We start from the raw sequence: 23,373 nt of genomic DNA, 5'->3' as shown, positions 1-23,373 counted from the left end.
GTGCCGTCTAATTTCTTTTACCTTAGCCTCGGTACTTTGTTTCTTTGTTCTCATTTTATAGACATTAATTGGTTACAAAAAGTTAAGAAATCTATCTCTTAAATTTTATACCAACTTGTCCAAATTAGGCTGAAGACTTACAGGGTATTATGTGGTTCTTTATGCGCAAAAGAGTTCACCATTTATGAAAATAAGATACTTTCTGACATTGATTTAATAGCATTAGGAGACACCATCCCCAATGATGATGAAATTGGAAAAATAAATCAACTTTTTCATAAACATCTTGAGCATGTTAAACATTTTCATAAATGTAGCATAGGAAACATGTATCTAAATAGAAGTGAAAAAATTGATGCTTCAACTCCCTTTGGGTCATATTTAAAGCATTATTATCAACCAATAAACAGTCTACAAAAAGAGCTGGAGTTCGTTGATAAGAGACTGGATAACAACACCTATAATATTTTTAGATTATTCTGGTATGCTTTTCTAAGAAATAATTTTTACGATAATCTTGAAAGACAATATAGTTTTTTGAAGGCAAATGTATTTCTGTATTATTTAAATCATAGGTCTTCATTTAGACATTTTTCATATAGAGAAACAAAAAATCATGTTCTTAAGAGCATGATTACTGCAAAGAATGATACCCAGGATAACTATTTATTAAATATATTACGTGCTTTAGACACAAAATTGAACAATACGGATTTCCTTAAAATTTGCAATTGGAAAAACAATTTATTAATTGAGTTAGAGAAATATATTGTAGATCTGAACTCAAAGGAGAACATCCTGCTCCTTGAAATATTTAATCTGGAAAAAGGCTGTATGAAAGTAAATCTGAAATTCTCTGAGCTAATAGAGGAACTAGCGGGAGGATATCAATTAAAACACCTGTATGAATTTTCAGTTAGAGAAAATGATAAGAATTTCCTCTGGTGTTTATTAATATTAGTAAGAATTAAATTATGGCCGGACCAGGTGATATTTTCGAAAGAGAAGTATTGCAAATACATTAATACTTTGTTCAGAAGAAGTAAAGTGTCCAAAAATGAAAGCACAAGAAAAGCATTTATTCAAATAATAGGCTATTTCGATTTGGATTTAGCTTTATCACAAATTCAGGAGTTTGAACTCAACTAAACTCTATATACAATTCGTTTAATAGAAATAATTCATTCTTTATCATGATATTATTAAGGATATGAGGATGAACTTCAATCCCATATCCTTAAATATTTGAATCATATATTCCAGAGATTGACTTTAAAAGAGAATTTACACAAGTAGTTCTGAGTAAGTCCAAATCCCCTTTATAGAAAAGATCACTCGGATATAATAGTTTTTGTAACAACTGTTTATCCATCCAGTCTAATTCTATCCCCAAACTTAAAAAGATTTTGTAGACACTATATAAGGTTACATTATACAGCTCAAAAGCACAATCGAAGCGAGCGTGGGCAAATACAGGTGTGGCGATTATCTGAGCCACTCCTGAGTGGGATACCTGAACTACCGAATTGAGATAGTGAGGAACGAGTAAGCAGAATGAGGTGGTTGGAGGTTTGAGGATAGCAATAAGAATTCCATGTCGCTAAACTAAAACATCATATGATAACCAGTACTATAACTCGATTCTTAAATATTTTTGGGAATCGTTTAGGAAATGAATGAGTGTGAGTTAGCCTAACTCAACCAATCGGTAAGTAATTGTGACAACTTTAGCATGAATTTTTGATTCGCATTCTTATCATGGTCGTGATTACTAGAAATTGCAGCGGATTTATAAATTGTTCTGCTTGCTATAACTTTGTGTTTCATATCACCATTATTACTGGCTTTCAACAGTACAAGCATATTATCCCATTCTTCTTGTGTAACAATCAGATTATCACCCGGCATGATGTCACTTACAGTTCCTAATAAATTGTCTTGCAGTAAATTCCAAGTAGCCTCTTCATAGTTCACTTCAGAGCGCTTAATACTATCCAATGATTTTGTACTAACTTTCATGATTTGTATGATTTTAAACATTAATGATTTTATTCTATATTAACTAACCTTATCCTCATTTCGTTCTAATGCGTATTAATTGAGGCCTGTTTCTTTTTGATGTTAGTTTGGGATTTCTATTTCTTCCATATAACTTATTTTCATTGATGGATGGTTCAGGTAGTTAACATATTCACTCTTACCAGAAGGTTCAAATAGAGTATGGTCTAGGTTTGCATGATTTTCGATCTCAAAAATTAGGACACTATATTTTTTCGAAGTCAGCGGTAATGGGATATTTTTAGACGAACCTTTAAGAAGTATAAAGCGGTTACCCAAAACCCGTATATCACCACCGTTTTTCCCTATTTCTAGAAGCTCATTTTCTCTAAACCTGCTTGTACTCCCCTTCTTAAGGTAACACAGCATAAAAAAGGAATTATTGTTTCTAAGATTTGAACAATCTATCCTATACAATTCAGAATTGATTTTTATTTTTAGATGAACCATTTTTTTCTCTCGCACCAAAGTTATACTTCGCTTGGAATGAATTGGGAGAATAATCGGCTTCGTAAAAGTTGAAACTTTCAAATCCTCTTTGACGCTCACCTCCTGAAAACGCGTTGTAACTAACTTGACAAAAGGATCAATAAAATTTTGTAATTCATCGAAGCCCAAAATAACTATCCATTTATTCTTTTCCTTGCTGAAATATGGAGTTAATACGAGCAATTCATATTCATACATGCCAATCTTAACTCTTTTCAAAGTGGGTTCTGGATGATCTCCAAATTGTTCATCCCCAAAGTATTTAGTTAAATATAAATTATATCCTCCTGCATCTTCATCTGAAATAAAATTTCTGGTTTGAATGAATTGTTTAATATTAGAGCTTTTAGGGAGATTGGAACCATTTAATTTTATAATATCATGTCCAATAGCACTTGTTTCATTATCAAATATTAATTTATCAGGTTCATCCTGAATGTTCTTAGAAACAACGATAGCAAATTGGTCTTCACTCCACGGTCGTTCAATTTCAATCATTAATTGATAATTTCGTGTCTTAACAATTGTTTGTTTCTTCTTATCTAATTTAAATGACATGTGAAAATAGGGAGTTACTTCAAGTTTTGGAGTTGGTGGTTTTGAATTATTTTTTATCACTAATTCAAACTGATCTGATAAACTTTCAAACGAATTATCATCTTCTATTTCTGCAAAGTGCTCTCGAAACCGAGATGTTGCTTTAAGGCGATAGATCATTTTTTTAAACTTAGATACTTTTTCATCCTTATATACAAAATAATCCATAACATCGGGATTAACTATGTATGAGCTATCTTTTTTAGAATAATAGTTAAAACTAAAATCACTAATTTTTTTTAATACAAGAGATTCTAAATCTTTATCTAAAAAAATACATGTATGGTCGAAGTCATTTGATGGTAATCCAACCAAATCAATCAAATCTAAATTATTTAGGTTCTTATAAGAATATTCATTTCGATTAAACCGAATTAATATTTCCAATTGAAGTTTATCTTTTTCAAGGTCTTTGAAATAATTAAATATAATTCTGAAGCTACTGTTCACCCGTGACCTCTGCTGTCCGATATGTAACCTATGAACTGTTTTTTTTCCATCATTGATTTGTTCCAAATAAACAATAGCATTGCCTAGAGATTCATTACGTTTAAATGAATATATCACTCTTGAACTTGGACTTATTGAGATATAGAGTTCTCCTCTTGGACTAACGTAGTTATCAGCTAGGTTCAATTCAATTTCCACACCAAACCGGTTCGGATAAACTGCCAAATTATCATCAATTTTTATTGTAGTATTAAAATTGTCTGGGGCATACTCATCAATTAAGAATAAACGTTTATTTTCTACTTTAAATCCCGGCAGTGATTTTGATTCATCCAATAATTGTGTCGATTCACAAATTAAACTCAAGTTTTTACGGACTGGATCCTGATTAGTCTTAAACTCAAAAAAAATAAAGCTTTTTAAATCCAGTGAATCAAACTGTTCTAAAATAATATGTTCCGTGAGAATGTTCGGTTTCTTTGGTTGGATTCTAGCATCTTCAAAAGTAAATTCCGCAGGATGAAATTTGAAATTTTTATGATTTTCCTTTTTATATTCTGTATCGTAATTAAAGGCAAAACTAAAGTGATAAATTCCAGGATAAGGAAGAGGAATCTCCTTATGTTGAATCATTGAAGGACCTGTTAAATATTCGATCTTTATTTTCGAAACGTCCTTATTTTCATCATAAATCAGTTCAATTTTTCTTGGAACAAAATTTCTAAATGGGTCTTTATACTGAATAAGAGCCTTAGGATGTGGGTTATTATCAAAAAAATAATTCCATAATGGAATATAAATTTTAGTAGAGTGTTTTTTTCTTTTCAAAAGTTGCTTAGTATACCAGTCTGAAGGATAGATAACCATGTTCAGTATACGAAGATCGGGAATGTATGAAATATGCTTATTCGAAACATGAACAGACGGAATTTTACCCATTGAATTTTCTACAAACTTCTCTGTGTACAATAGATACTTTTTCTTGCTTGGCATTTCATCACGAACACTAGTATAATTTTTAAAGAAAAGAGGATCTAGCACTCCAATCAATTGAGCAAAATGAATACTTGTTGATGGAGGATAAATAAATGATTGCAGACCTTGTTTATCTTTATTCTTTAACGTAAAGATATTACTCTTAATTTTTGACTTGCTTTTTATATTTGGAATTATGTGGGGAGGCTCAATAGGCCAGTTTATCAAACTATCTTCATGTTCGAATTTTTCTGCTTTGTAACATGGGACATTAGTTTTAAATCCGCTATTAATCACATCGATTAAAGTAAGTTCGGTTTCATTGGAACTTTTTATTGGAATAACATAATTTGTCACAGATTCGATGAAACGAAAGTGAAACTGATACAATTCATCGTATTTGCAGGTTAAACTTATTGTAGATTCATCTGGATAGCTATAATTAGTTACTATTCCATTCTTTTTCATCCAATCATCAATATATTTCTTGTCAGTAGCTATTACTTGCTTGCCATCATTAGATGAGCCATTTGTGGGTTTTGGCAACACTAAATTGTAACCTTCAAACCGGAAAAGTTCATTAGTTAATAATGCATTGTTAGGAGAAATTAAAGTTTCATTGTTGAAGTTTATGCACCCTTCTTCATGCTGTTTCAAATAATCAATTGAAAGAATTTTTCCTTTTTTCATGAATTGCAATTTTCTTTTACAGAGTGATTCTGTAAAAACTGCCTCTTCAAACTCGTCAGGACGAATTGTTTTGGTACAAACAATATTATGTCCTTGAATTTCCTGTCTAACAAATGTTTTATCAAAAGCTTTCTTATCAAGTTTGTGGTATAGGATTAATCCACGAGCTAAGGAATCTCTGTTGTTCGTGGCTAATTGGGCATTCCAATTTTGAATTTCTGAAAAAGATTTAAATTCGAATAAAGAATCATTACCTCTACTTTCTGGCAGTGTTATTAACCCAAAATTACTTCGTCCGTGATAGAATTTTTCATTTGGAACATTTTTTCGTTTAAACACATAGTCAGTTTTCAAGCTTAAAATAAACTGGTCTTTGTCAAATTCTTCACTTAAATGATCTGTATACAACTCTCTCTTAAAATAACCAGCCAGTTCCTTTTTCTGAAGTTTGAATACTAGTTTATATGAGCCATCTTCTTTGGGAATAGGACAATTTATATTGATTACCATCCCAAAATAATGCATTGCTAATGCGGAATTCTGATATATGGAAGCCTGTAGATCATGAAAATCGATATATTGAGGTGAAAATGATTTATCAATAACTTCATTCTTATATTTTTCTGCAAAACCAGAGACACGCTCTAACCTATTATCTACTATTTCAATATTTTTGGCAATTGTTGAAAATCTATTTGACTTTTCATCATCATTAGGAACATTATTGGTATTTTCATAAAGAAATGCTCTATTCTCAATTTTTCGTCCGGTTCGAGATTCTGAGAAAGCACGAAGCTTTACGTATGCCTCATCAGCATCATTTTTTTCAAATTCGGCACTCCTTTTTTCATATCCAAGAATAGAAGCCCAGTTTGTTGGTTGCAGAATTTGGTCTATATCATCTACTAAAAAGTCGAGAGTGATTGTTTTTTGATTTTGAGAATGTAATTCTACAGAAAAATTACTATCCGAAAAATTTGTAATGATGAATTCTCGAATTTCGGAAATCACTTCTGGAGTAACTATCAATTCTTTCTGAGGCAAAATATCCAACCCAATAATTACAGCAAAATTCAACCTATTTAATTTATGAATTCCGCAAGGAGAAATTGTTAATCCAATTTGAATGTTTTCAAGGCTCTTATTCATTGAATTCTGTTTATAGTTTAGTAATAACAAGACGAAAAGTATTCACTCCAGGTATTTTTGAAATCTTCAGCCAATTTTATATCTGAGGAATTTAACCAAATAGTTTTTGCATTTCGTTCTATTCCTATGCACTGAGTTCCACTTTGTACTAATTCACCTGTGATAAGAAAATAGTAGGAATCCGTAGATTCATCATTTTCAATTAGTTCTTCATTAAAGGAAACAGAACCTGAATTTGATTTTAGAATTACTTTTGACGACTCAGGTTCCTCCCTACCAATTCTATAAATCAAGTAAAGAGTCTCACCCTTTTTATAATTTATTCGTGAGGTTAAATTGCTATCAACAATTCTATCCTCAAATAATTCTAAAATTTCACTTTCCGAAAGTAAATTGGCTTTAATCGAAGTTAAATTATCTAAACAAACTGCTGTTCCCATTAGGTTTTTTTTGCCTTTACCTTTTATGGTATGCGACATATAAACCTCTGCTTCTACTTCGAACCATGAACTAAAACTATGTTTAACACGGACTACACAGGATCCGGATAAATCATTTCCGGCATATCTTAAAAGTACATTAAACGTAATGGATGAATTAAACAGACCGAGTACGCGAAAATTTCCATGGCATAAAATATATGCCTTCAGTTCAACTTCACTGTAATTTTTCTGGAAATATATTCCTCCAAGTAATGATGTCGATCCATATGCTAAACCAAGATCAAAGGTTTCATTTGACTCAAACTCTATAAGAAACACAACATGAGTTATCCCTTCTTTGGGATTCATATTCATTATAAAGTATCCTGCACCGGGGTAACCATTAACAATAGCCAAAAATTTATTTTTTGGATTGTTAATCCCCATTTCAATTTGCATTGGTGCATTAGCCATAAATGGCATTGTAAACAAGATGTTAAAATGAAGATTTGAGAGGTTAAGATAGCCAAATGCTATTGGACCTAAAGGATATTGAAATCCAACCGATACACCGTTAGAATTAACATTCAGTATCATATTGGATTTGTTTATACTTTTTAGCCCCTCTTCAAAAAAAGAAATAAACCTAAAATCACCGTCAAATTGAATATCTCGAATCTTAATATTTAAAGCTTCTATGCCATTTCTGGATTTGGAAAAAGATATTTCATCAAAATCAACAGTAATCAATCCCAATATATTTAAACCAAAACTTCTGATAGTGTTTGACAATGTCGTTTCTTGTTTTTCAATAACGGAAGGTGAGGTAATGTTAAAATATATTGAAGATTTGAAATCAATTTCAATAGAAGAATTGGGATTATTTCTTGCAATAAATTTTACAAGTCCCCCATCAAAATTTCTAAGTTTATGCGTACTAAATGTATATGTAATATCTTGTTTAAATGGCGCATTCACTAGATATTTTAATTCTTTATAAGTGTCGATAGCCTTTTTTAATTCTTCATACTCTTCAGTTCCTCTTATACTATTGTTCAATTTCTCTAGGAGTTGTTCTACTTCACCGTCAATGGCATTCTGAATCGCATAAACCGAGTCATTAAAAGTATTCTCCGCTTCTTTTAGTTTAGCTAATTTTTGGTCATAATTACCTTGAAGTCCTTGTCGCCTGGCATCAATTTTTTTTAGTAATTCTTCTATACGGCCCTTATAATCCTCAAAAATAAACTGGAACCTTTGTTTATAGGTTTCAATGTCGACCAAAACATCATTTTCAAGATCATTATACCGTTCAATATATGGAGCAGCTTCATCTTTAAAGCGTTTCTTGAGACTCAGAGCACGTGCTTTTAGGTTTTTCGTAAGACCTTGAAGTTTTGCATCAAAAAAAGCCTCTTGCTCCTTAATTATTTTATCAATAATTTCTTGGTTAATACCGATTTCTTTCATAACAGAAGCATAGGAACTAAGAGTCCCTTTTAGGGCATTTACAGTCTGCAAATATTGATCATTAACCTGATCGAAAGTTTGAGCGATTTCAATAGTCTTTAATAGAGTCAAATCTCCAATTTGCTCTTTTAAATTTTGAAGCTCATCGGTAACTTGAACATTAGCCTTTTCCCAGTGTTTTTCTGTTTTTATAATAGTTTCATCCACACTTTCTAATAGTTGTAGATATCTGCCTTCATATTTTTTCTCAATTCTGGGTTTAAGCTCTAGCAAAATATCCTTTACTGGTTCGAGATTAACCTTTGCCGTAAAGGAATCAGAAGAATTAGTTACCAAAACTTTTTCAAAAAAATCAAGATATAACATTTTAAAGATCTGCTCCTTATTCTTTTGAATTTGCCCATAGAAAGGCTGTTTTTTGATAAACTTGAGAATTAACTGAGAAACCACATTCTTTTTTTCTATATATGATTCTACATCGCGTGAAATCAAAATCTTAGACAACTCTTGAATCTGATTGATAAGCTCTACATCAATATAATCATCTATTTGTATTTCTTTTATTATACTTTGAATAAGATTGTTTTGGATTTCCCTTTCAAATTCAAACAATTCTTTTATTTGCAGGTCATCAACCTTAAGCTTTAAATTGCTCTCAATTCTTGTCTTCAGCTTAAGTTTTTCCAGATATCTTTCTATTGAAGTAAGTATTTGAGATCTTATCTCATTTTCAATCTCCCTTTTGATATTATCCAACTCTAACGGAAGCGAACTTATTAATTTTTGAGCTTCACGAACTTCTTTTTTCCAGATATTATAAATCTCATTAAAATCTTTAAGTACGGCTTTAAAATCCTTTATTTTATCAACTGTGACCTTTATTTTAGGATGATCCGGATCTTCTAAAAATTGTTCTAATAAATTTATGAGTTTAATCCCCCCTATCAATTCAGCATCTTTACCTAAAAAATCCGCAGGATTGAACCTATGTCCTCCAGTAACGCCGTTCCTTTTAATCTTGTCATTATAAGATTCTTTAGATAATAACCCATAAGTAGAGATAGATAAACCTTCTATCGGAAAATCCGGATTTATAACAGCACCAGAATTTCGGTTATTTTGAGAGAAGATACCAACAATGGATTGTTGTTGAGGACGCATACTCTTTATATAATCCCCATAATCGATATCAAGCCCCGCGTTAAAATTTCGTTTTAACGACTTCATAAAAACTTTTGATGCATTCTTGATTTCAGAGAACCCATGATTCATATAGCTTTCTGCGTACATTAAATTATAGGTCTGAGGACTACTCTCAATACCAACTAAATTGGGGATTTTTGCTTTGACATAGGCCAACCTGGGATTAAAAGCTCGAACATTATTGTTTGACGAAAATGAATTGTCAAAATATGTATACAACAAAATGCCTTTAGTTTCAAGATTGATACTATCCTCATTAACATTACCACTTGCTGCAAAAGCAAGTTTTTCTTTTATCTCAATTCGATGATGCTTTTCGTTCCTAGCTCTAAATTCATTAATGACCTGAATAGCTCTAGCTCCATAGGTATGAAAAGATTCAGACTTTACAGAGTAACTACTATCTTCGGTAATTTGAGCTGCATGATGAAGCCTAACATAGGTACCTTCTTGATATTCGGTATTCCCTTCCCAACCATTTTTATGCACATAAACACCAGATGTAATTTTATTCAATCTTTCTGGAATAATGATCATGTCCATTTCAAATTCTTTTGAAACACCTAAATGGTCAATTCCTCTATATTTAAACTTTAATAGATCAGATGGGTATGCACTATTTGGTCCTTCGTTCAATACAATGATACCTTCATTTCCAATCTCACTATGATATACAGGCTTAAAAAAGCTACCATGTTCTATAGGAATAATACGTTGAAATGGAATTTTAAACAACTCATTATTTTTAATAGTGACTTCATTTTCGAGAAATTGCACATAAAATCTTCGCCTGACATATGATTTTCCTCTTTTGAATTCTCGAGAATCTATTTCATTTATGATTAGTTTTATTCCAGTATTTGCATCGAAACCTAAAGATTCTATATTAGTAAAATTGGTTCTTCCAAAGTGAATGAATTGCTCCCATTTAGAGAGACTATATGGAATACTATGAATATTATTCTTAAATATTAGATCAGAGGACAACCCGAGTCCAGTCACCTCAAAGAAATCCGTTTTAATTGTTTGCTGGTATCTAGTTGTTAGAGTAGATATTTCTTTTCTTTGAAGTTCACTTGGTAAGAAATTCGGCCTAGGTTCTATTTGAATATCTGTACCAGCATAACCAATAGCTTTAAACTCAGTAATGAAATGCTCCGAATTAGATCTTAGATTGTTTGACCACAACTTAACAAGTCTCGTAATTGCAATTTTCTCATTCCGTCTTGTTTTTAACAATTGTTGTTCTTTGTTTGAGGAGGAGAAAAACAATTCAGAGCTGGATTGCTCCTGAAATGGGCTAAGAAACATTTTAAAGGGCGCGTCGAAAAATGTAACTGGTACTTTCTTGGTATGATTTGATCCGGAGCTATTATCCCTGATACCTGTATCATAGAACAAACTTTCTTCTATTACTTGGCTATTATAGTCCTCTTTAAAAATATTGATAGGATATTGGTTACTTTCGAGCTTAAAATATTTTCTAGGATTTTCACAAATTATTAGCTCAAAAAATTCCCATGACAATAAGAATGTTGATGTATAAGGCAATTGATTCTTAATCAAATAGGGCCATTTTAAGTTGAAAATTTTTTGAGTTATCCTAAATGAAAGCACCGAAAATCCTGTTGTATAAGAATTGGACCTTTTCTCTAGCTGACACTCGCGATCTAGAACCTGTTCCGCAACGTGCTGTTGAGGCAGTCTAACAACAATGTAAGCATCTTTATCAGAATACAATTTCTCGAGGAATTCCACAGTTTTTCTCGGTCTTCGAAGAGTCTTTTTCTTTTTGACCAGATTAACAAAATAGAAGTCCAGATTCAATAAATCCTGTGGCCTTCTTATCACACAATGGTGATCAACTGTTTTGAGAAAGCTTTCCAACATTGATTAAATTTTGAGTTATTTTATTCTGTACAATCGCATTTAAATGTTAACCAAGAGCAATTTCCATCATTACAACCACTTACTTTACATCCTTCATTTGACCAACAATTATCCTGGTATCCATTTCCTAGCCAAATCGGATTTGCATAAAGGCCATAAGTGTTGTTATTTTTTATGTCTCTACCGATTAGACATTTGATAAAACTTGTCATTTTTTTCTCTTCATTTCGTTCAGCCAAGTTCAAATTACTGAGATCAATTTCCGAACAATCAACTACTTCATCTTCCTTTATAATAAGCTCAAGTACAACTAAAGACTTATGATTAAAAATCAAGAATTGTCGTTCAGACTCATAACCTTCATTTACGATTAAATACCTAGAAAACAACAATATCAAAGCAGGAGTTTCCTTAATAATCTCACAAGTGATATCTAGATCCCTCATTTCATCGTTTGGGACTTCATCTTCAATCTCAAATTCATATTCGCATATTGATCCAAACCAGTAGTTGGTCTTGGCATAACATATATCCTTATCTATTTTGGATACGTTAATTTTGATGGCCTCTAATTTTTTCATAATATCTATATTCTTTTATTAAGCCTTAAATAATCTTGAATACTGAATTATTTACATTACTCTCATTTTGTAGATTACTTGTTAAAGTAGAATGTATATTTCATCATTAGCATTTATAAAATAAAAGCAATCTTACTAGGCAACTACAATTCCTCATTACGAATCAACAGTGTTTTATTATTGCAATTATTGCCACATCAACAACTATAAATCATTTACTCTAAATCACGAAAAGAATCTATCACAATACACCAGTTTATAATCAGATTGCATTTCTACTGTATGGGGAAATGACCACTTTCTCAAGTATTGATGTACTGAGTTATTCAAGCAATAATATTATGGGAGCTTGAATGGAAAAGATTTTTTTTAACGGGATAATCTGGCAATTATCCCTTACTCAAGGTATGAATTAAATTATTCATTTGTAAATGTGTCTGTAGTAGCATTTTAAAGTCTAAAAGTATTCTTTACGTTTTCCATATCAAGGTCACATAAAGTGTTAAGAGGGTTACACACAACTAACTATCATTACCTTATCGGTTATCATGTAAACGACAAGGATCAGGCTAACTCAAAAGTGTGCATCAGTTCCATTCAAGTTATCGTAAAAAATTCAAGCAACTTCATATTTATATATTTGGCTTTTACCAATAATCTATTTTTGTACACGGAGTTTCGTATCTAGTTATCCGTGAAAAACGTATTAATCAGGATATACACGATTATTTTTTACATTAAAGCAGTAATGATTTATAGTAGTCATCACATTCCCAATTTTGACAGCTACAATATTCTAACACGACAAACATCAAAAAGTTTAAGAGATTACAAACAAGATATATAACCGTTGTTTGTAACAATATCCTGCTGAGCAAAGCAATATACGTCCTGTCATAGCGTACAAATCAGAAATTATAGGTAATCATACTTAATAAGATTTTACTTATCTTTATTAAAACAACAAAACACTATATATCATGCCTTTAATCACAGACAAACCTCCTCAAAACGTTATTGATGAGATTAAAAAATTAAGAAACTATCTGGACACAGATAATGATGCAAAGATTCCTAAAAAGCAAGATGACAACATTCTGATTGCCACTTGGAACATCAGAGCATTCGGGAACTTAACCAAAAAATGGGAAGCTACATCCAACGACAGTCCTAAACGAGATCTACACTCTTTACTTTGTATTATTGAAATTATAAAGAGTTTTGATGTTATCGCAGTCCAGGAAGTTAAAAACAACATCAAGTGCTTACGCGATACACTTCGAATACTAGGAGAAGAATGGAGTTTTATCATGACTGATGTGACAAAAGGAGATGCCGGAAATGGTGAAAGATTGGCTTTCATTTTTAACACCAAAAGAGTTAAGCTCTCAGGATTAGCATGTGAAATTGTCATCCCAAGAGAACAACTTCTGAAAATTGCACCTGATGCCCTGGACAGACAATTTGCCCGTACCCCTTATGCAGTTGGATTCAAAAGAAAAGATAAGACATTTGTTCTTTTAACACTTCACGTTCTTTATGGCGACGACACAGCAGATCGCGTGCCAGAATTAAAAGCAATTGCGGATTGGATGTATGATTGGGCTAAGCAGCTTAAGAGATGGAAACAAAGCCTTATTATATTGGGCGATTTTAATATAGAGCGTAAGAATGATGAAGCCTATAAAGCTTTTGTTTCAAACGGTCTTCACATCCCAGAGGAAATACGAGATTTACCTAGTACTATATTTAAAGAATTAAAATTATACGATCAAATAGCCTGGTACAAAAACAAGAGTGGTAAATCTCAAATAAATCTAGATTTCCAGACAGGTGGTATAATAGATTTTAGAGGTCATGTACTTGCTGAGCGGGATTATAGTTTATCCAAATTATCTTTCAGAATTTCGGATCATTTTCCTCTTTGGTGTGAGTTCAAGGTGTAGATATAGCTAATAAAGTTAAAGAAAGAAACCCCAAAAACAACGTTCCGGAATTTTGTAGACCAAGCCATAATAAATTATTAGGAATCTTATAAATTCAATATCACATTTGCTATCGAATAGATTCAATCTAAATAGCTCTTCAGATTCAAAAAATCTGTCAAAAAAAATTCTTCAATATTATAATTTATGAAAGTTCAAAAAAACGATTTTTTTTGCTCTACAATTCTTAAATTTGTGATAAGAATTTTCTCTTTATGCTACAAATATGCATTTTTCAATGCACAACAAAGCACACAAGCGCAATGTGCTCATTTTCTGCACTTTGACTTTTTTGAAAAAAGAGCAACTTAGTAAGTCTACTACCCTCAAAACCCTCACTTTTTCAGGGGTTTAGTTTCTGTATAGGGAAATAGCATTTACAAAATGGAATAGGTATAAAAATAAGTATACCCTTATAAGCCTTATTTATAAGGCTTTTTTAATGCTTTGAATTTTATATTCTACAACTTTATAAAATGGCAAAAAACAAATCAAGTTTGAATTGGTATTTATTAATTGCAGGTATTCTGGTTTTATACTCAGGATTATCGAATAAAACATCACAATCTAGTTCAAGGCTCAGGATGATAACTGTTGAATTATCGGAAGATATAATAAACATCAAGGGCAGAAGAACTTCATCCGACTTTAAATTTTGGGCGAAAAAGTATCCTAACCAATTTAATATCCTAAACGGTAGTATTAGCCGAGGGACACGCGAACCAATTTCTAATCTGAAAAAAGGACAAGAAATTCAGATATGGATATCAGAAAAGGCTTATGTGAGTCTTGGAAAGGAAAATACAAAAATAGCGGTTAGAGGAATCAGCCTAAATGGAAAAAGTTTAATGTCTCAGAATGAATATTTAAAAAACAGAAAAATGTATAAAATGAGACTTAAAGTAATCGCCATTTTCACAGGAATTATGCTGTTGATAAATGGTCTTGACTTAGTTTCAAGCAAAGCTAATTATCTAATCATCTTTACTTTCCTTGGAGCAATTATTCTAATGAAAATATTTGATTTTGGATTGTATTAAAAAAGAAGAATGAGTATGCACACATTCTTCTTTTAACTATCCCTTCACCACAGCCAAAGGTTCCAGTTCAACCAGAATTTTCACCAAATCTTTTTGGTTCTCCATTACCTGATCGATGTCTTTGTAGGCTCCGGCTGCTTCATCCAAATCTTTATGACCTCTTATTGCATGTAGGATTCCTTTTTGATCGAGACGATTGATTTCTTCTTGTAAATCAAGTTCACGTTGTGCCTGTTTTCTTCCCATTCTTCGACCTGCACCATGCGAACATGAATGAAAACTTTGCGGATTTCCCAAACCTTCAACAATGTAAGATTTGGTTCCCTGCGAACCTGGAATAATCCCGATCTCTCCTTCCCTGGCGCTTATAGCTCCTTTTCGGTGCACAATTACATCTTTACCAAAATGATGCTCCCAATCTGCATAGTTGTGTGCTATGTTAATAATTTCAGTGAATTCTATAGACTCAGACAAAACGCTTTTGAATGTTTCCTGAACTCTTTCCATCATCATTTTTCGGTTGGCAAAAGCATAATCAACACAATATTGCATGGCTTGTAAATACTCTTTTGCCTCTTTGCTTTCAATTGGCAAAAAAGCCAAATCCCAATTCGTTGGCACTTGCGAATGCCATTTTTGATTCAGGTTTTTGGCAATTTTATTGTAATAATCTGCCACCTGTTTTCCCAGATTTCGACTACCTGAGTGAATCATCACCCAAATGCAATTATCAGAACCATACTGAATCTCTATAAAGTGATTTCCACCGCCCAATGTTCCCAACTGGTGCAAAGCATTCTTGTAGTGATTTTTGACTACATCAGGTAAATTTTCAGCATCAGGCATGTACTTTTCATCCTGTGCATGTTCATGCTTCGAAAAGCCTAAAGGAATTCTATTTCTGATACCAGACATGATTTTCTTCAAGCTTTCAGTGTCCAAATCTTCAATATTGGTTTTCACTGCACACATTCCACATCCAATATCAACGCCCACAGCATTGGGAATTACAACTCCCCTGGTGGCCAAAACCCCTCCTATAGGCATTCCGTATCCGCAATGTGTATCGGGCATTAAAGCCACATGTTTAAAGGCGAATGGTAAATTGGCCAGATTTTCGGCTTGCTGTAATGCAGATTCTTCCAAATCACTCACCCACATTTTTATTGGGATTCTATTTTTAGATATGATTTCATTCATAACATACTCTTTCTTAATTTGTTTTACTATTTGTTATTCACGCTAAAAATTTCTTTTAATTGATTCACTACCTGAGAGCCACCGGAAAGGCTAATACTGTTAATTTTTTCAGAGATTTTCTCAACATATTCCATCTCTTTCAACTTGAACAACATTTCATTCTCCTCCATCAATTTTGCTGTATTCAACAAACTTCTGGTCGAGGCGGTTTCCTCTCTTCTTGTGATGATATTGGCCTGAGCCTGTTTTTGAGCAATCAAAACCTGATTCATGATCTCTTTCACTTCTCCTGGCAAAATGATATCTCTGATACCACTATCCAAAATTTTAATTCCCAAAGCAGCAACTTTCTCCTCCAAGTTCTCCTGAATGAACTGAGAAATAGATTCTTTTTTCTCCAAAATTTCATCCAAAGTGAAAGCTCCTAAATATTCTCTCAAAGCCAATTGCAAAAGAATGTACAATTGCTTTTCAAAATCCTTATTTTCTACAATCGCTTTTTCGATATCAGTCACCTGATAAAGTGCAAAGAAATTCACTCTTACTGCAGCCTTATCTTTGCTTAAGATTTCTTGACCTGAAACTTCGAACTTCTGCTGTCTGGTATCCACTTTTTGCACAAGCAAAGCATTTGAGTTCTTCCAGAAATAGTAGGTTCCTGACTCCAGTTTTCTTTCAAATTTTCCATCAACAAAAAGCAATCCTTTTTCATATGATTCCACCTGTGACACCCTTAAGTAAGGCATTACATTGGTTCTGGAAAGAATGCTTCTATCAATTTGATTAGAAACTTCTATTTCTTTGGTATTTATAGTTTGAAAAGACAATGGAGTATATCCTTTCCACCATGCATAAATTCCCGATGGAAGTACAGTTTTGAATATTCCATTTTCATACATGAAACTCAATTCACCATCTTTTACTTCTACAATTGTAAGAAGATCTTTCAATTTCTCATCTTGCAAATAAATGGCAAGTTCATCCTTAGGATTAAATGCACCATTTCTTTCCAAAATGTAAACCTTATCGAATGGACTGATCCAGTAGGTTCCTTCGGTAAGAACCTTTTTATATTCCTTTTTCCTGTATACCAATCCTACAGTTCCTTTTCTAATTCTTATTTTTTTCATAGTTGTATAGTGTTAGTTTGATTTTATTTTCATTTAAAAAGAAAGAAACTTGTACCCAACCATCTTTTCAGAGTGGAACTTATAATGCTTTCAAATTGCAACAGATGGTTCGCAAGTGTAGATCCGCTACTATAAGGATTCACATTTCTTAGACTTGTGAAGCAAATATCTCCTTTGAAAGAAATTACAACTTTCAAAACTTTGTCAAGACTGCTTTACTCGCATGAAGTGAAGCTGGTCTGGCACAAATTACTTTCGGCTGGTAGGCGTTTGGTGAAGTGCCTGTCTTCTCTTTTCTGGATTTTCAGTCCAAAATTTGGTTGTTACTCTATCCAACTGAGCTATCCTTACGGAGAGGGATTCGAACCCCCGACACACAACGTGAATGAAAAATTCCATCAGTAACAGAAGCATATTCAACTCTACTGAGCAAATACTACCAAGCCATACAGAAACTTAAGTCAGGTCTGTGAACTGTGGATTTTTTCATGCCTTTTCCTTCTTTCCAGAAGGTATTTTTTTTCATACCAAAAGTATGTGATCATCATTTTAAAGAACTTTCTGATACAAAGATGAAAGGCTAGTGCGCAATCTTTTTGCGTAGTTAAATATTTTTTCTACTTTTCTTAAAAAAATATCAAATGCCTGTAAACAGAAATGCTTTAATCCGTTATACGACAATCGATAAATGTCTTAGAAACCATTATAGAAAGTGGACTTTGGAAGATTTAATGGATGCTTGTTCCGATGCGCTTTACGAATTCGAGGGCATAGACAAAGGTGTAAGCAGAAGAACTGTTCAGTTGGATATTCAGAACATGAGAAGTGAAAAATTGGGTTATAATGCTCCAATTGTAGTTACCGAAAGGAAGTACTATACTTATGAAGATTCTGACTATTCCATCACGCAACTTCCCTTATCTGATCAGGATTTAAACAAATTGAATGATGCAGTTGAAATTTTAAAGCAATTCCAGGGCTTTTCGCATTTCTCAGAAATGACTGGCTTGATTCAGAAGCTGGAAAACAAAATCCATACAGAACAAAGCAAGGAACGACCAATCATCCACATCGACAAGAATGAAAATCTGAAAGGCTTGGAGCACTTAAATGTACTATATCAGACCATTCAGAATAAAAAGGTTTTAAAAATAGAGTACCAATCATTTAAAGCCAGAAATTCCCATCCTATTTACTTCTTTCCATACCTATTAAAGGAGTTTAACAATCGTTGGTTTTTGGTAGGAAGACAAAAGTCCAAGAAAAACAAGTTAATGACCTTGGCTTTGGATAGATTTCAAAATATTGATATCATGGAAAAAATGCAGTTTCTTGAAGATCCTGATTTTGATCCCGATGAATATTACAAACATGCCATTGGCGTAACTGTAAATGAAGGTTTAAGCCCTCGAACCATCGTGCTAAAAATTGATCGCACCAATGCTCCATATGTAATTACAAAACCAATACATGCCTCACAACAAGTCATTGAAAAAGGTCATGAAGGCATAATCATTCGTATAAAAGTGGTTCCCAATTATGAACTGGAACGAGTGCTTCTAGGTTTTGGCCCTGGTTTAGAAGTTCTTTCTCCTCCTTCCCTGAGAAAAAGAATTGGGGATCTCATTATAAGATCTGAACAGATATATCGAAAGGTTTAAACAATATTATTATTTGTATTCAATACAATTGCCAGAATAACTATATTTAAGCAAATACACACAATAAACGACTCTAAAAGACACACCATTTATATGAAGCTTTTATTTAGCCTTAAGTCGCTCGGAAAAAAGCACCCATATCTTAAAGATGCATCCATTGAATTGGATATAGAATCTACGCTAACTCTCGAGCAATTTTTAAAGATACTTGTGTACCAGCAAGTGGAGGAATAAAAGTACTTCTCCTTGCCAAAGATGAAAAAATTATGGATCCAAGCATTTTGGAACAAATACATTAACTGAAAATCTAAAGGCTTTGATAATCTGCCCCGTAAATTGCAAATTTCAACAACCTGAGGCATTTATAAGAATCAATAATTTCATGCAAAAATTCTAAGCAACTAGACAAAAAAAGAAAGCCCTAATATGCAGAACTAACACTTTAGGGCTTTCAATCTAACGCTAATGAATCTTGCTATAATTTATACTGCTTAAACAAGTTTAAAGTTGTAGAATCTGTATTGTAAACCCCATACCAACCCTGCAATTCATGTGGAGGATCTCCAATAAAAGGATCTCCTTTTTTCCAAAACTGACCAGCTTGTGCAGGTCGTCCTTCCCCAGAATACGACCAAAAGTTAAAACCTTTTACTCTACCTCCGTTAGTTTGTGAATCATGAACCTTACTGAATATATACTCAAAGAAATTGTCACGACAATGAGATGTTGAATTCACATTATAGGAACAATCATCTCTTGCAATTCCAAATTCCTCCAGCACAATTGGTTTGTTGAGCTTTCTGGCAACTGTTACATGATCATCCCAATACTTATTCACTTTATCAAGCATGTCAACAAAAACGGAATCACTTTGTCCTGGTTTGTACCATCCCCAGTTTTGAGCCCAAATGTGCATGGTAATATAATCGATGTTAGGATCATCATTATCAGTAAAGACATTAACACCAGCTGCTTTTCCGGAAGTATTCCCTTCGGTACCCAAACAAACCATATGATTAGCATCCAGACCTTTTATAAATTTCGATGTAGCACGAGTCCATTTCCTAAAAGCTTCAGGAACATCATACCCCCTTGGTTCGTTGGCCAATTGCCATGCCATAATGGTAGCATCATCCTTATAAGCAATACCTGTAAGGGAGTTGACTCTATTGATCACTGCTACGATATGATTTTGCATCATTTCCTGCGCAGCTTGATTAAAATAAAACTGCTTTGTATAATCCGTAAAATTCTGCCATGAAAATTCCGGTTCCTGAGGATAGGGTACTTCTCCCATGCCAGCCCAGCGTAAATATTGAGGAAATCCCCCACTCCAGGTCCAGAAGTTTCCAAGCACCATAACTGCTTTCATCTTGCGTTTAGCCATTTCAGCCAACAAAAAATCAAGCCCTTGCCATATTTCTTCCTTATACTCTCCAGGTCCGGTTTGCAAAGCAGGATGTACACAATAGCGCATCAGCGAGTCGCCTTCGCTTGCTGCCAGCACCCTTAAATTTGTTATGCCCAATGATTTTAAATGATCCAACTCGCGAATCAATCTTTCCCGATCACCCCCCTTTGGAGCTCCTAAATTCATACCCTGCCAGTAATTGGCCCCGAAAAAATGATATTCTTCTCCATTGAGGTAGAAGTTTCCATCCTTTACTTTTACAAAACCATCATAAGATTCATTGTCTTTTTTGCAGGCGCTCAGAAGAATAACAAATAGCACCAATAGCCTTAGCATCTGTTTCATCATATTACTTTATTGTACTTGTTGTAAATGCATGATTTCAAGCTTACTTTCATCCAACTTGTCATTTCCGTTTAGTTCAATCATTTTGCTATTTCCTGGTATCAAATCGAAATAATTATCGGAAAACTGGATGTCTGAATCAACAAATTTAAGATAGAGGTCGCGAACCAATTTATCGGTCGATACTTTCACATAGCTCTTCCCCTCTATCATTTCAAATTGAATATCAATTTTTGGCTCCTGCAGAATCTGATCTTTTGGTTTTGCAAAATAATAGATGTTATTAGCAAGTATATTTGCGTCCTGTTTGAGCTCCATAAGCAACATTATTTCCTTCTCATTCGCTCTCTGTAAAATCTCATTTATTCCAGACTGATATAGGACATTGCTGGTATTCTTATTCAAGACAACATCCATTTTCTTTTCCATGAGTTTTTCTCCCTTAAAGTCCATTAATGTCAGTTCTAGACTAACATTCTGATCTTCCAACAAATCAGAAACGCCATAAAATGTTAAAACTCCCTCTTTATTAAAGGCACTTATCAAAACGGGCTCATAAGCTTTTCGAACCATGTAATGCATGGCTTTCCATTTGTGGTAATAGTCGGTGCTACTCCAGCTTGCCACAGGCCAACAATCGTTTATTTGCCAGTACAAAGTTCCCATGCAGTAAGGCATCGCTCTACGGTGAGCTTCAATGGCCATTTTAATCCCCCTGGCCTGTAATACATGACTCATGTACAAGAATTGTTCAAAATCGGCAGGTACTTTGTAATCCCATCCCATATATTCCTTAATGCGAAGGTTTCCAATGCCACTGCGCTGATGAGCAGCCATTACTTCAGATTCAATGTCGTAATCTTCAGGCAAGGCATATTTCTTCACGGTCTCAAAATCAGGAAAGGACTGAAAACCATATTCACTCATGAATCGAGCCTTATACTTGTCAAAATCCTCGAATGGATGTTTGCCATGCCATACACCCCAATAATGCATATCTCCTGCTGTATTTTCGTATCCAGCATGTTTCTCTGGTTCAAAACCAGCCTGTGGAGAAGATGGCCAGTAATCATCACCATCTGTATATTCAGAAACCACATCGGGTAGGACTTTGTGAAATATATCCAGGTAAGCTTTCTGAATTTCTTCTCTATGCTCTTCCGAATAAGTCTCTTTCCAACCCCATCCACCATCAGAATAATGGCTCCAGGCAGCATTGATTTCGTTATTTCCGCACCATACTGCAATAGATGGATGATTTCGAAGACGAATTACATTATCCTTTGCCTCTTCAGCAATCGACTGTAGCATTTTCTCATCTCCAGGATACATACTGCAGGCAAACATGAAATCCTGCCATACAAGTAATCCATTCCTGTCACAAAGTTCGTAGAAGTAATCATTTTCATAGATTCCACCTCCCCACACACGCAGCATGTTCATATTTGCATCTTTGGCGTCAGCAATTACCTTATCGTAGTCTTTTTTACTTACACGTGGCAAGAAATTGTCATTTGGAATATAATTAGCTCCCTTGGCAAAAAGCTTCACACCATTCAGTTCAAAAACAAAAGATTCTCCTGCATCATCCTTTTCACGAACCAGTTTAATACTTCTCAGTCCAGTAGACATTTCTGATTTAGCAATGATTAAATTATCTTTCACCACTGATATTTCAAAATCATACATATAAGGCTCACCCAAACCAGACGACCACCACAATTGCGGTTTATCGATATGGAAAGGTACCAGAATTTTATTCTGTCCGGCTTCGAGCTCCGTTTTTTTAATTATTAAACTCCTGCCTGACTTTTTATCTTTAAGTATAATCTTAGCAGAAAAATCAATATTGGCTTCTAACTGGAATTCAGCAACTAGCTCTGCCTTCTCCTTACTCACCTTATTCTGCCTGATAAAAACATCTTTGATTCGGATCTGATCCCATGCCTTTAGCTCAATTGGTCGCCAAATACCACTGGTAACAAAGCGTGGGCCCCAGTCCCATCCATAATGATAACCAGCCTTACGAGTAAACACAGAAACCTTTTGATCTCCAATTCCACCATTTTCCGACTGATCATTAATAGCTGGGTAAGCATATTCAGATGCTTTAAGCAGCTCCAATCCCTTTTTAATGGGTGAATGAAAATAGATTTTTAAATGATTCTCTCCTTCTTTTGCCAATGATTTAATATTGCTTTCCCACTCCCGAAACATATTGTCGGCCTGTATAATCAATTTATCATTAAAATACACGTCGACATAGGTATCAAGCCCCTTAAAATCCAAAATTAGGTTCTCTTTCTCAAACTCCTCTTTGGATATATGAATTTGCTTTGAGTAGATCCAATCCTCTTTATCAATCCATTGTTGATCTTTCTCGTTCACACGATAGAATGGATCTTCGATTTGTTTGTTTGCCAATAAATCGGTGTGTATGGTTCCCGGCACTGTAGCCTCTCCGGAAATATCACCATTGGCCTGGCGATAAGTCCAACCTGAGTTCAGCTCTCTCTGAATCATATTCTTCGCTTCTTTTGGTTGACAAGCACTTACAATCCCACATAAGACTGCAAATGCCAATAATTTAGTTTGATGTTTTTTCATAGGTTTAGTTTCAGCTTGCC

12 protein-coding genes are annotated in these 23,373 nt (G+C 33.7%); 4 read left to right on the top strand and 8 right to left on the bottom strand.

Translation table 11 applies throughout. The annotated features are described in order from the left end of the window. Positions 1-327: 327 nt before the first annotated feature. On the top strand, positions 328-1,149 hold the full coding sequence (locus tag ELS83_RS07830) for a hypothetical protein (protein ID WP_171594984.1): 822 nt from the start codon (positions 328-330) through the stop codon (positions 1,147-1,149). A 543-nt stretch (positions 1,150-1,692) separates the two neighbouring features. On the opposite strand, the gene ELS83_RS07825 is transcribed toward ELS83_RS07830, so the two are convergent. The 4 genes from ELS83_RS07825 to ELS83_RS07810 form a co-directional block, all read right to left on the bottom strand. Then, entirely contained in the window at positions 1,693-2,019 is a 327-nt protein-coding gene (locus tag ELS83_RS07825; protein WP_171594983.1) for a hypothetical protein, read from the bottom strand. Positions 2,020-2,121: 102 nt separating this feature from the next. Beyond that, entirely contained in the window at positions 2,122-6,408 is a 4,287-nt protein-coding gene (locus tag ELS83_RS07820) for a hypothetical protein (RefSeq protein WP_171594982.1), read from the bottom strand. Positions 6,409-6,425: 17 nt separating this feature from the next. Continuing rightward, the gene (locus ELS83_RS07815) at positions 6,426-11,069 is read right to left on the bottom strand and encodes a hypothetical protein (protein WP_171594981.1); all 4,644 of its coding nucleotides are present in this window, start codon (positions 11,067-11,069) and stop codon (positions 6,426-6,428) included. A gap of 344 nt (positions 11,070-11,413) precedes the next feature. Continuing rightward, positions 11,414-11,974: a hypothetical protein gene (locus ELS83_RS07810; RefSeq protein WP_171594980.1), complete on the bottom strand. Its 561-nt coding sequence runs from the start codon at positions 11,972-11,974 to the stop codon at positions 11,414-11,416. Positions 11,975-12,954: 980 nt separating this feature from the next. Here ELS83_RS07810 and ELS83_RS07805 point away from each other — a divergent pair. Together ELS83_RS07805 and ELS83_RS07800 are read left to right on the top strand one after the other, a co-directional pair. Then, positions 12,955-13,920, top strand: coding sequence for an endonuclease/exonuclease/phosphatase family protein (locus ELS83_RS07805; RefSeq protein ID WP_171594979.1), 966 nt, complete (start codon positions 12,955-12,957; stop codon positions 13,918-13,920). Between the two features lie 515 nt (positions 13,921-14,435). Next, positions 14,436-14,999, top strand: coding sequence for a hypothetical protein (locus ELS83_RS07800; protein WP_171594978.1), 564 nt, complete (start codon positions 14,436-14,438; stop codon positions 14,997-14,999). Positions 15,000-15,035: 36 nt separating this feature from the next. On the opposite strand, the gene ELS83_RS07795 is transcribed toward ELS83_RS07800, so the two are convergent. Together ELS83_RS07795 and ELS83_RS07790 are read right to left on the bottom strand one after the other, a co-directional pair. Further along, positions 15,036-16,199: an RtcB family protein gene (locus tag ELS83_RS07795; protein WP_171594977.1), complete on the bottom strand. Its 1,164-nt coding sequence runs from the start codon at positions 16,197-16,199 to the stop codon at positions 15,036-15,038. Between the two features lie 26 nt (positions 16,200-16,225). After that, complete coding sequence (locus ELS83_RS07790; protein WP_171594976.1) at positions 16,226-17,329, bottom strand: slipin family protein; 1,104 nt, start codon at positions 17,327-17,329, stop codon at positions 16,226-16,228. A 641-nt stretch (positions 17,330-17,970) separates the two neighbouring features. Between ELS83_RS07790 and ELS83_RS07785 the strand changes: the two genes are divergently transcribed. Then, positions 17,971-18,990, top strand: coding sequence for a helix-turn-helix transcriptional regulator (locus ELS83_RS07785; RefSeq protein ID WP_171594975.1), 1,020 nt, complete (start codon positions 17,971-17,973; stop codon positions 18,988-18,990). A gap of 475 nt (positions 18,991-19,465) precedes the next feature. Here the strand turns inward: ELS83_RS07785 and ELS83_RS07780 are convergent, their stop codons facing one another. Further along, a complete protein-coding gene (locus tag ELS83_RS07780; protein ID WP_171594974.1) occupies positions 19,466-20,749 on the bottom strand; it encodes a glycoside hydrolase 5 family protein in 1,284 nt (427 codons plus the stop codon). Positions 20,750-20,755: 6 nt separating this feature from the next. Next, the gene (locus ELS83_RS07775; protein WP_171594973.1) at positions 20,756-23,353 is read right to left on the bottom strand and encodes a beta-mannosidase; all 2,598 of its coding nucleotides are present in this window, start codon (positions 23,351-23,353) and stop codon (positions 20,756-20,758) included. Positions 23,354-23,373 lie beyond the last annotated feature (20 nt).

The sequence above is a fragment of the Marinifilum caeruleilacunae genome (assembly GCF_013141825.1).
GTDB classification, from domain to species: domain Bacteria; phylum Bacteroidota; class Bacteroidia; order Bacteroidales; family Marinifilaceae; genus Marinifilum; species Marinifilum caeruleilacunae.
The sequence above is the reverse complement of the archived record's forward strand: the minus strand, read 5'-3'. Positions and strand labels throughout refer to the sequence as shown.

What these genes read in the sequence shown, in the direction of transcription:
- ELS83_RS07830 (WP_171594984.1), top strand. Translation starts at nt 328, where the DNA reads ATGTATCTAAATAGAAGTGAAAAAATTGATGCTTCAACTCCCTTTGGG.
- ELS83_RS07825 (WP_171594983.1), bottom strand. Translation starts at nt 2,019, where the DNA reads ATGAAAGTTAGTACAAAATCATTGGATAGTATTAAGCGCTCTGAAGTG.
- ELS83_RS07820 (WP_171594982.1), bottom strand. Translation starts at nt 6,408, where the DNA reads ATGAATAAGAGCCTTGAAAACATTCAAATTGGATTAACAATTTCTCCT.
- ELS83_RS07810 (WP_171594980.1), bottom strand. Translation starts at nt 11,974, where the DNA reads ATGAAAAAATTAGAGGCCATCAAAATTAACGTATCCAAAATAGATAAG.
- ELS83_RS07805 (WP_171594979.1), top strand. Translation starts at nt 12,955, where the DNA reads ATGCCTTTAATCACAGACAAACCTCCTCAAAACGTTATTGATGAGATT.
- ELS83_RS07800 (WP_171594978.1), top strand. Translation starts at nt 14,436, where the DNA reads ATGGCAAAAAACAAATCAAGTTTGAATTGGTATTTATTAATTGCAGGT.
- ELS83_RS07795 (WP_171594977.1), bottom strand. Translation starts at nt 16,199, where the DNA reads ATGAATGAAATCATATCTAAAAATAGAATCCCAATAAAAATGTGGGTG.
- ELS83_RS07790 (WP_171594976.1), bottom strand. Translation starts at nt 17,329, where the DNA reads ATGAAAAAAATAAGAATTAGAAAAGGAACTGTAGGATTGGTATACAGG.
- ELS83_RS07785 (WP_171594975.1), top strand. Translation starts at nt 17,971, where the DNA reads ATGCCTGTAAACAGAAATGCTTTAATCCGTTATACGACAATCGATAAA.
- ELS83_RS07780 (WP_171594974.1), bottom strand. Translation starts at nt 20,749, where the DNA reads ATGATGAAACAGATGCTAAGGCTATTGGTGCTATTTGTTATTCTTCTG.
- ELS83_RS07775 (WP_171594973.1), bottom strand. Translation starts at nt 23,353, where the DNA reads ATGAAAAAACATCAAACTAAATTATTGGCATTTGCAGTCTTATGTGGG.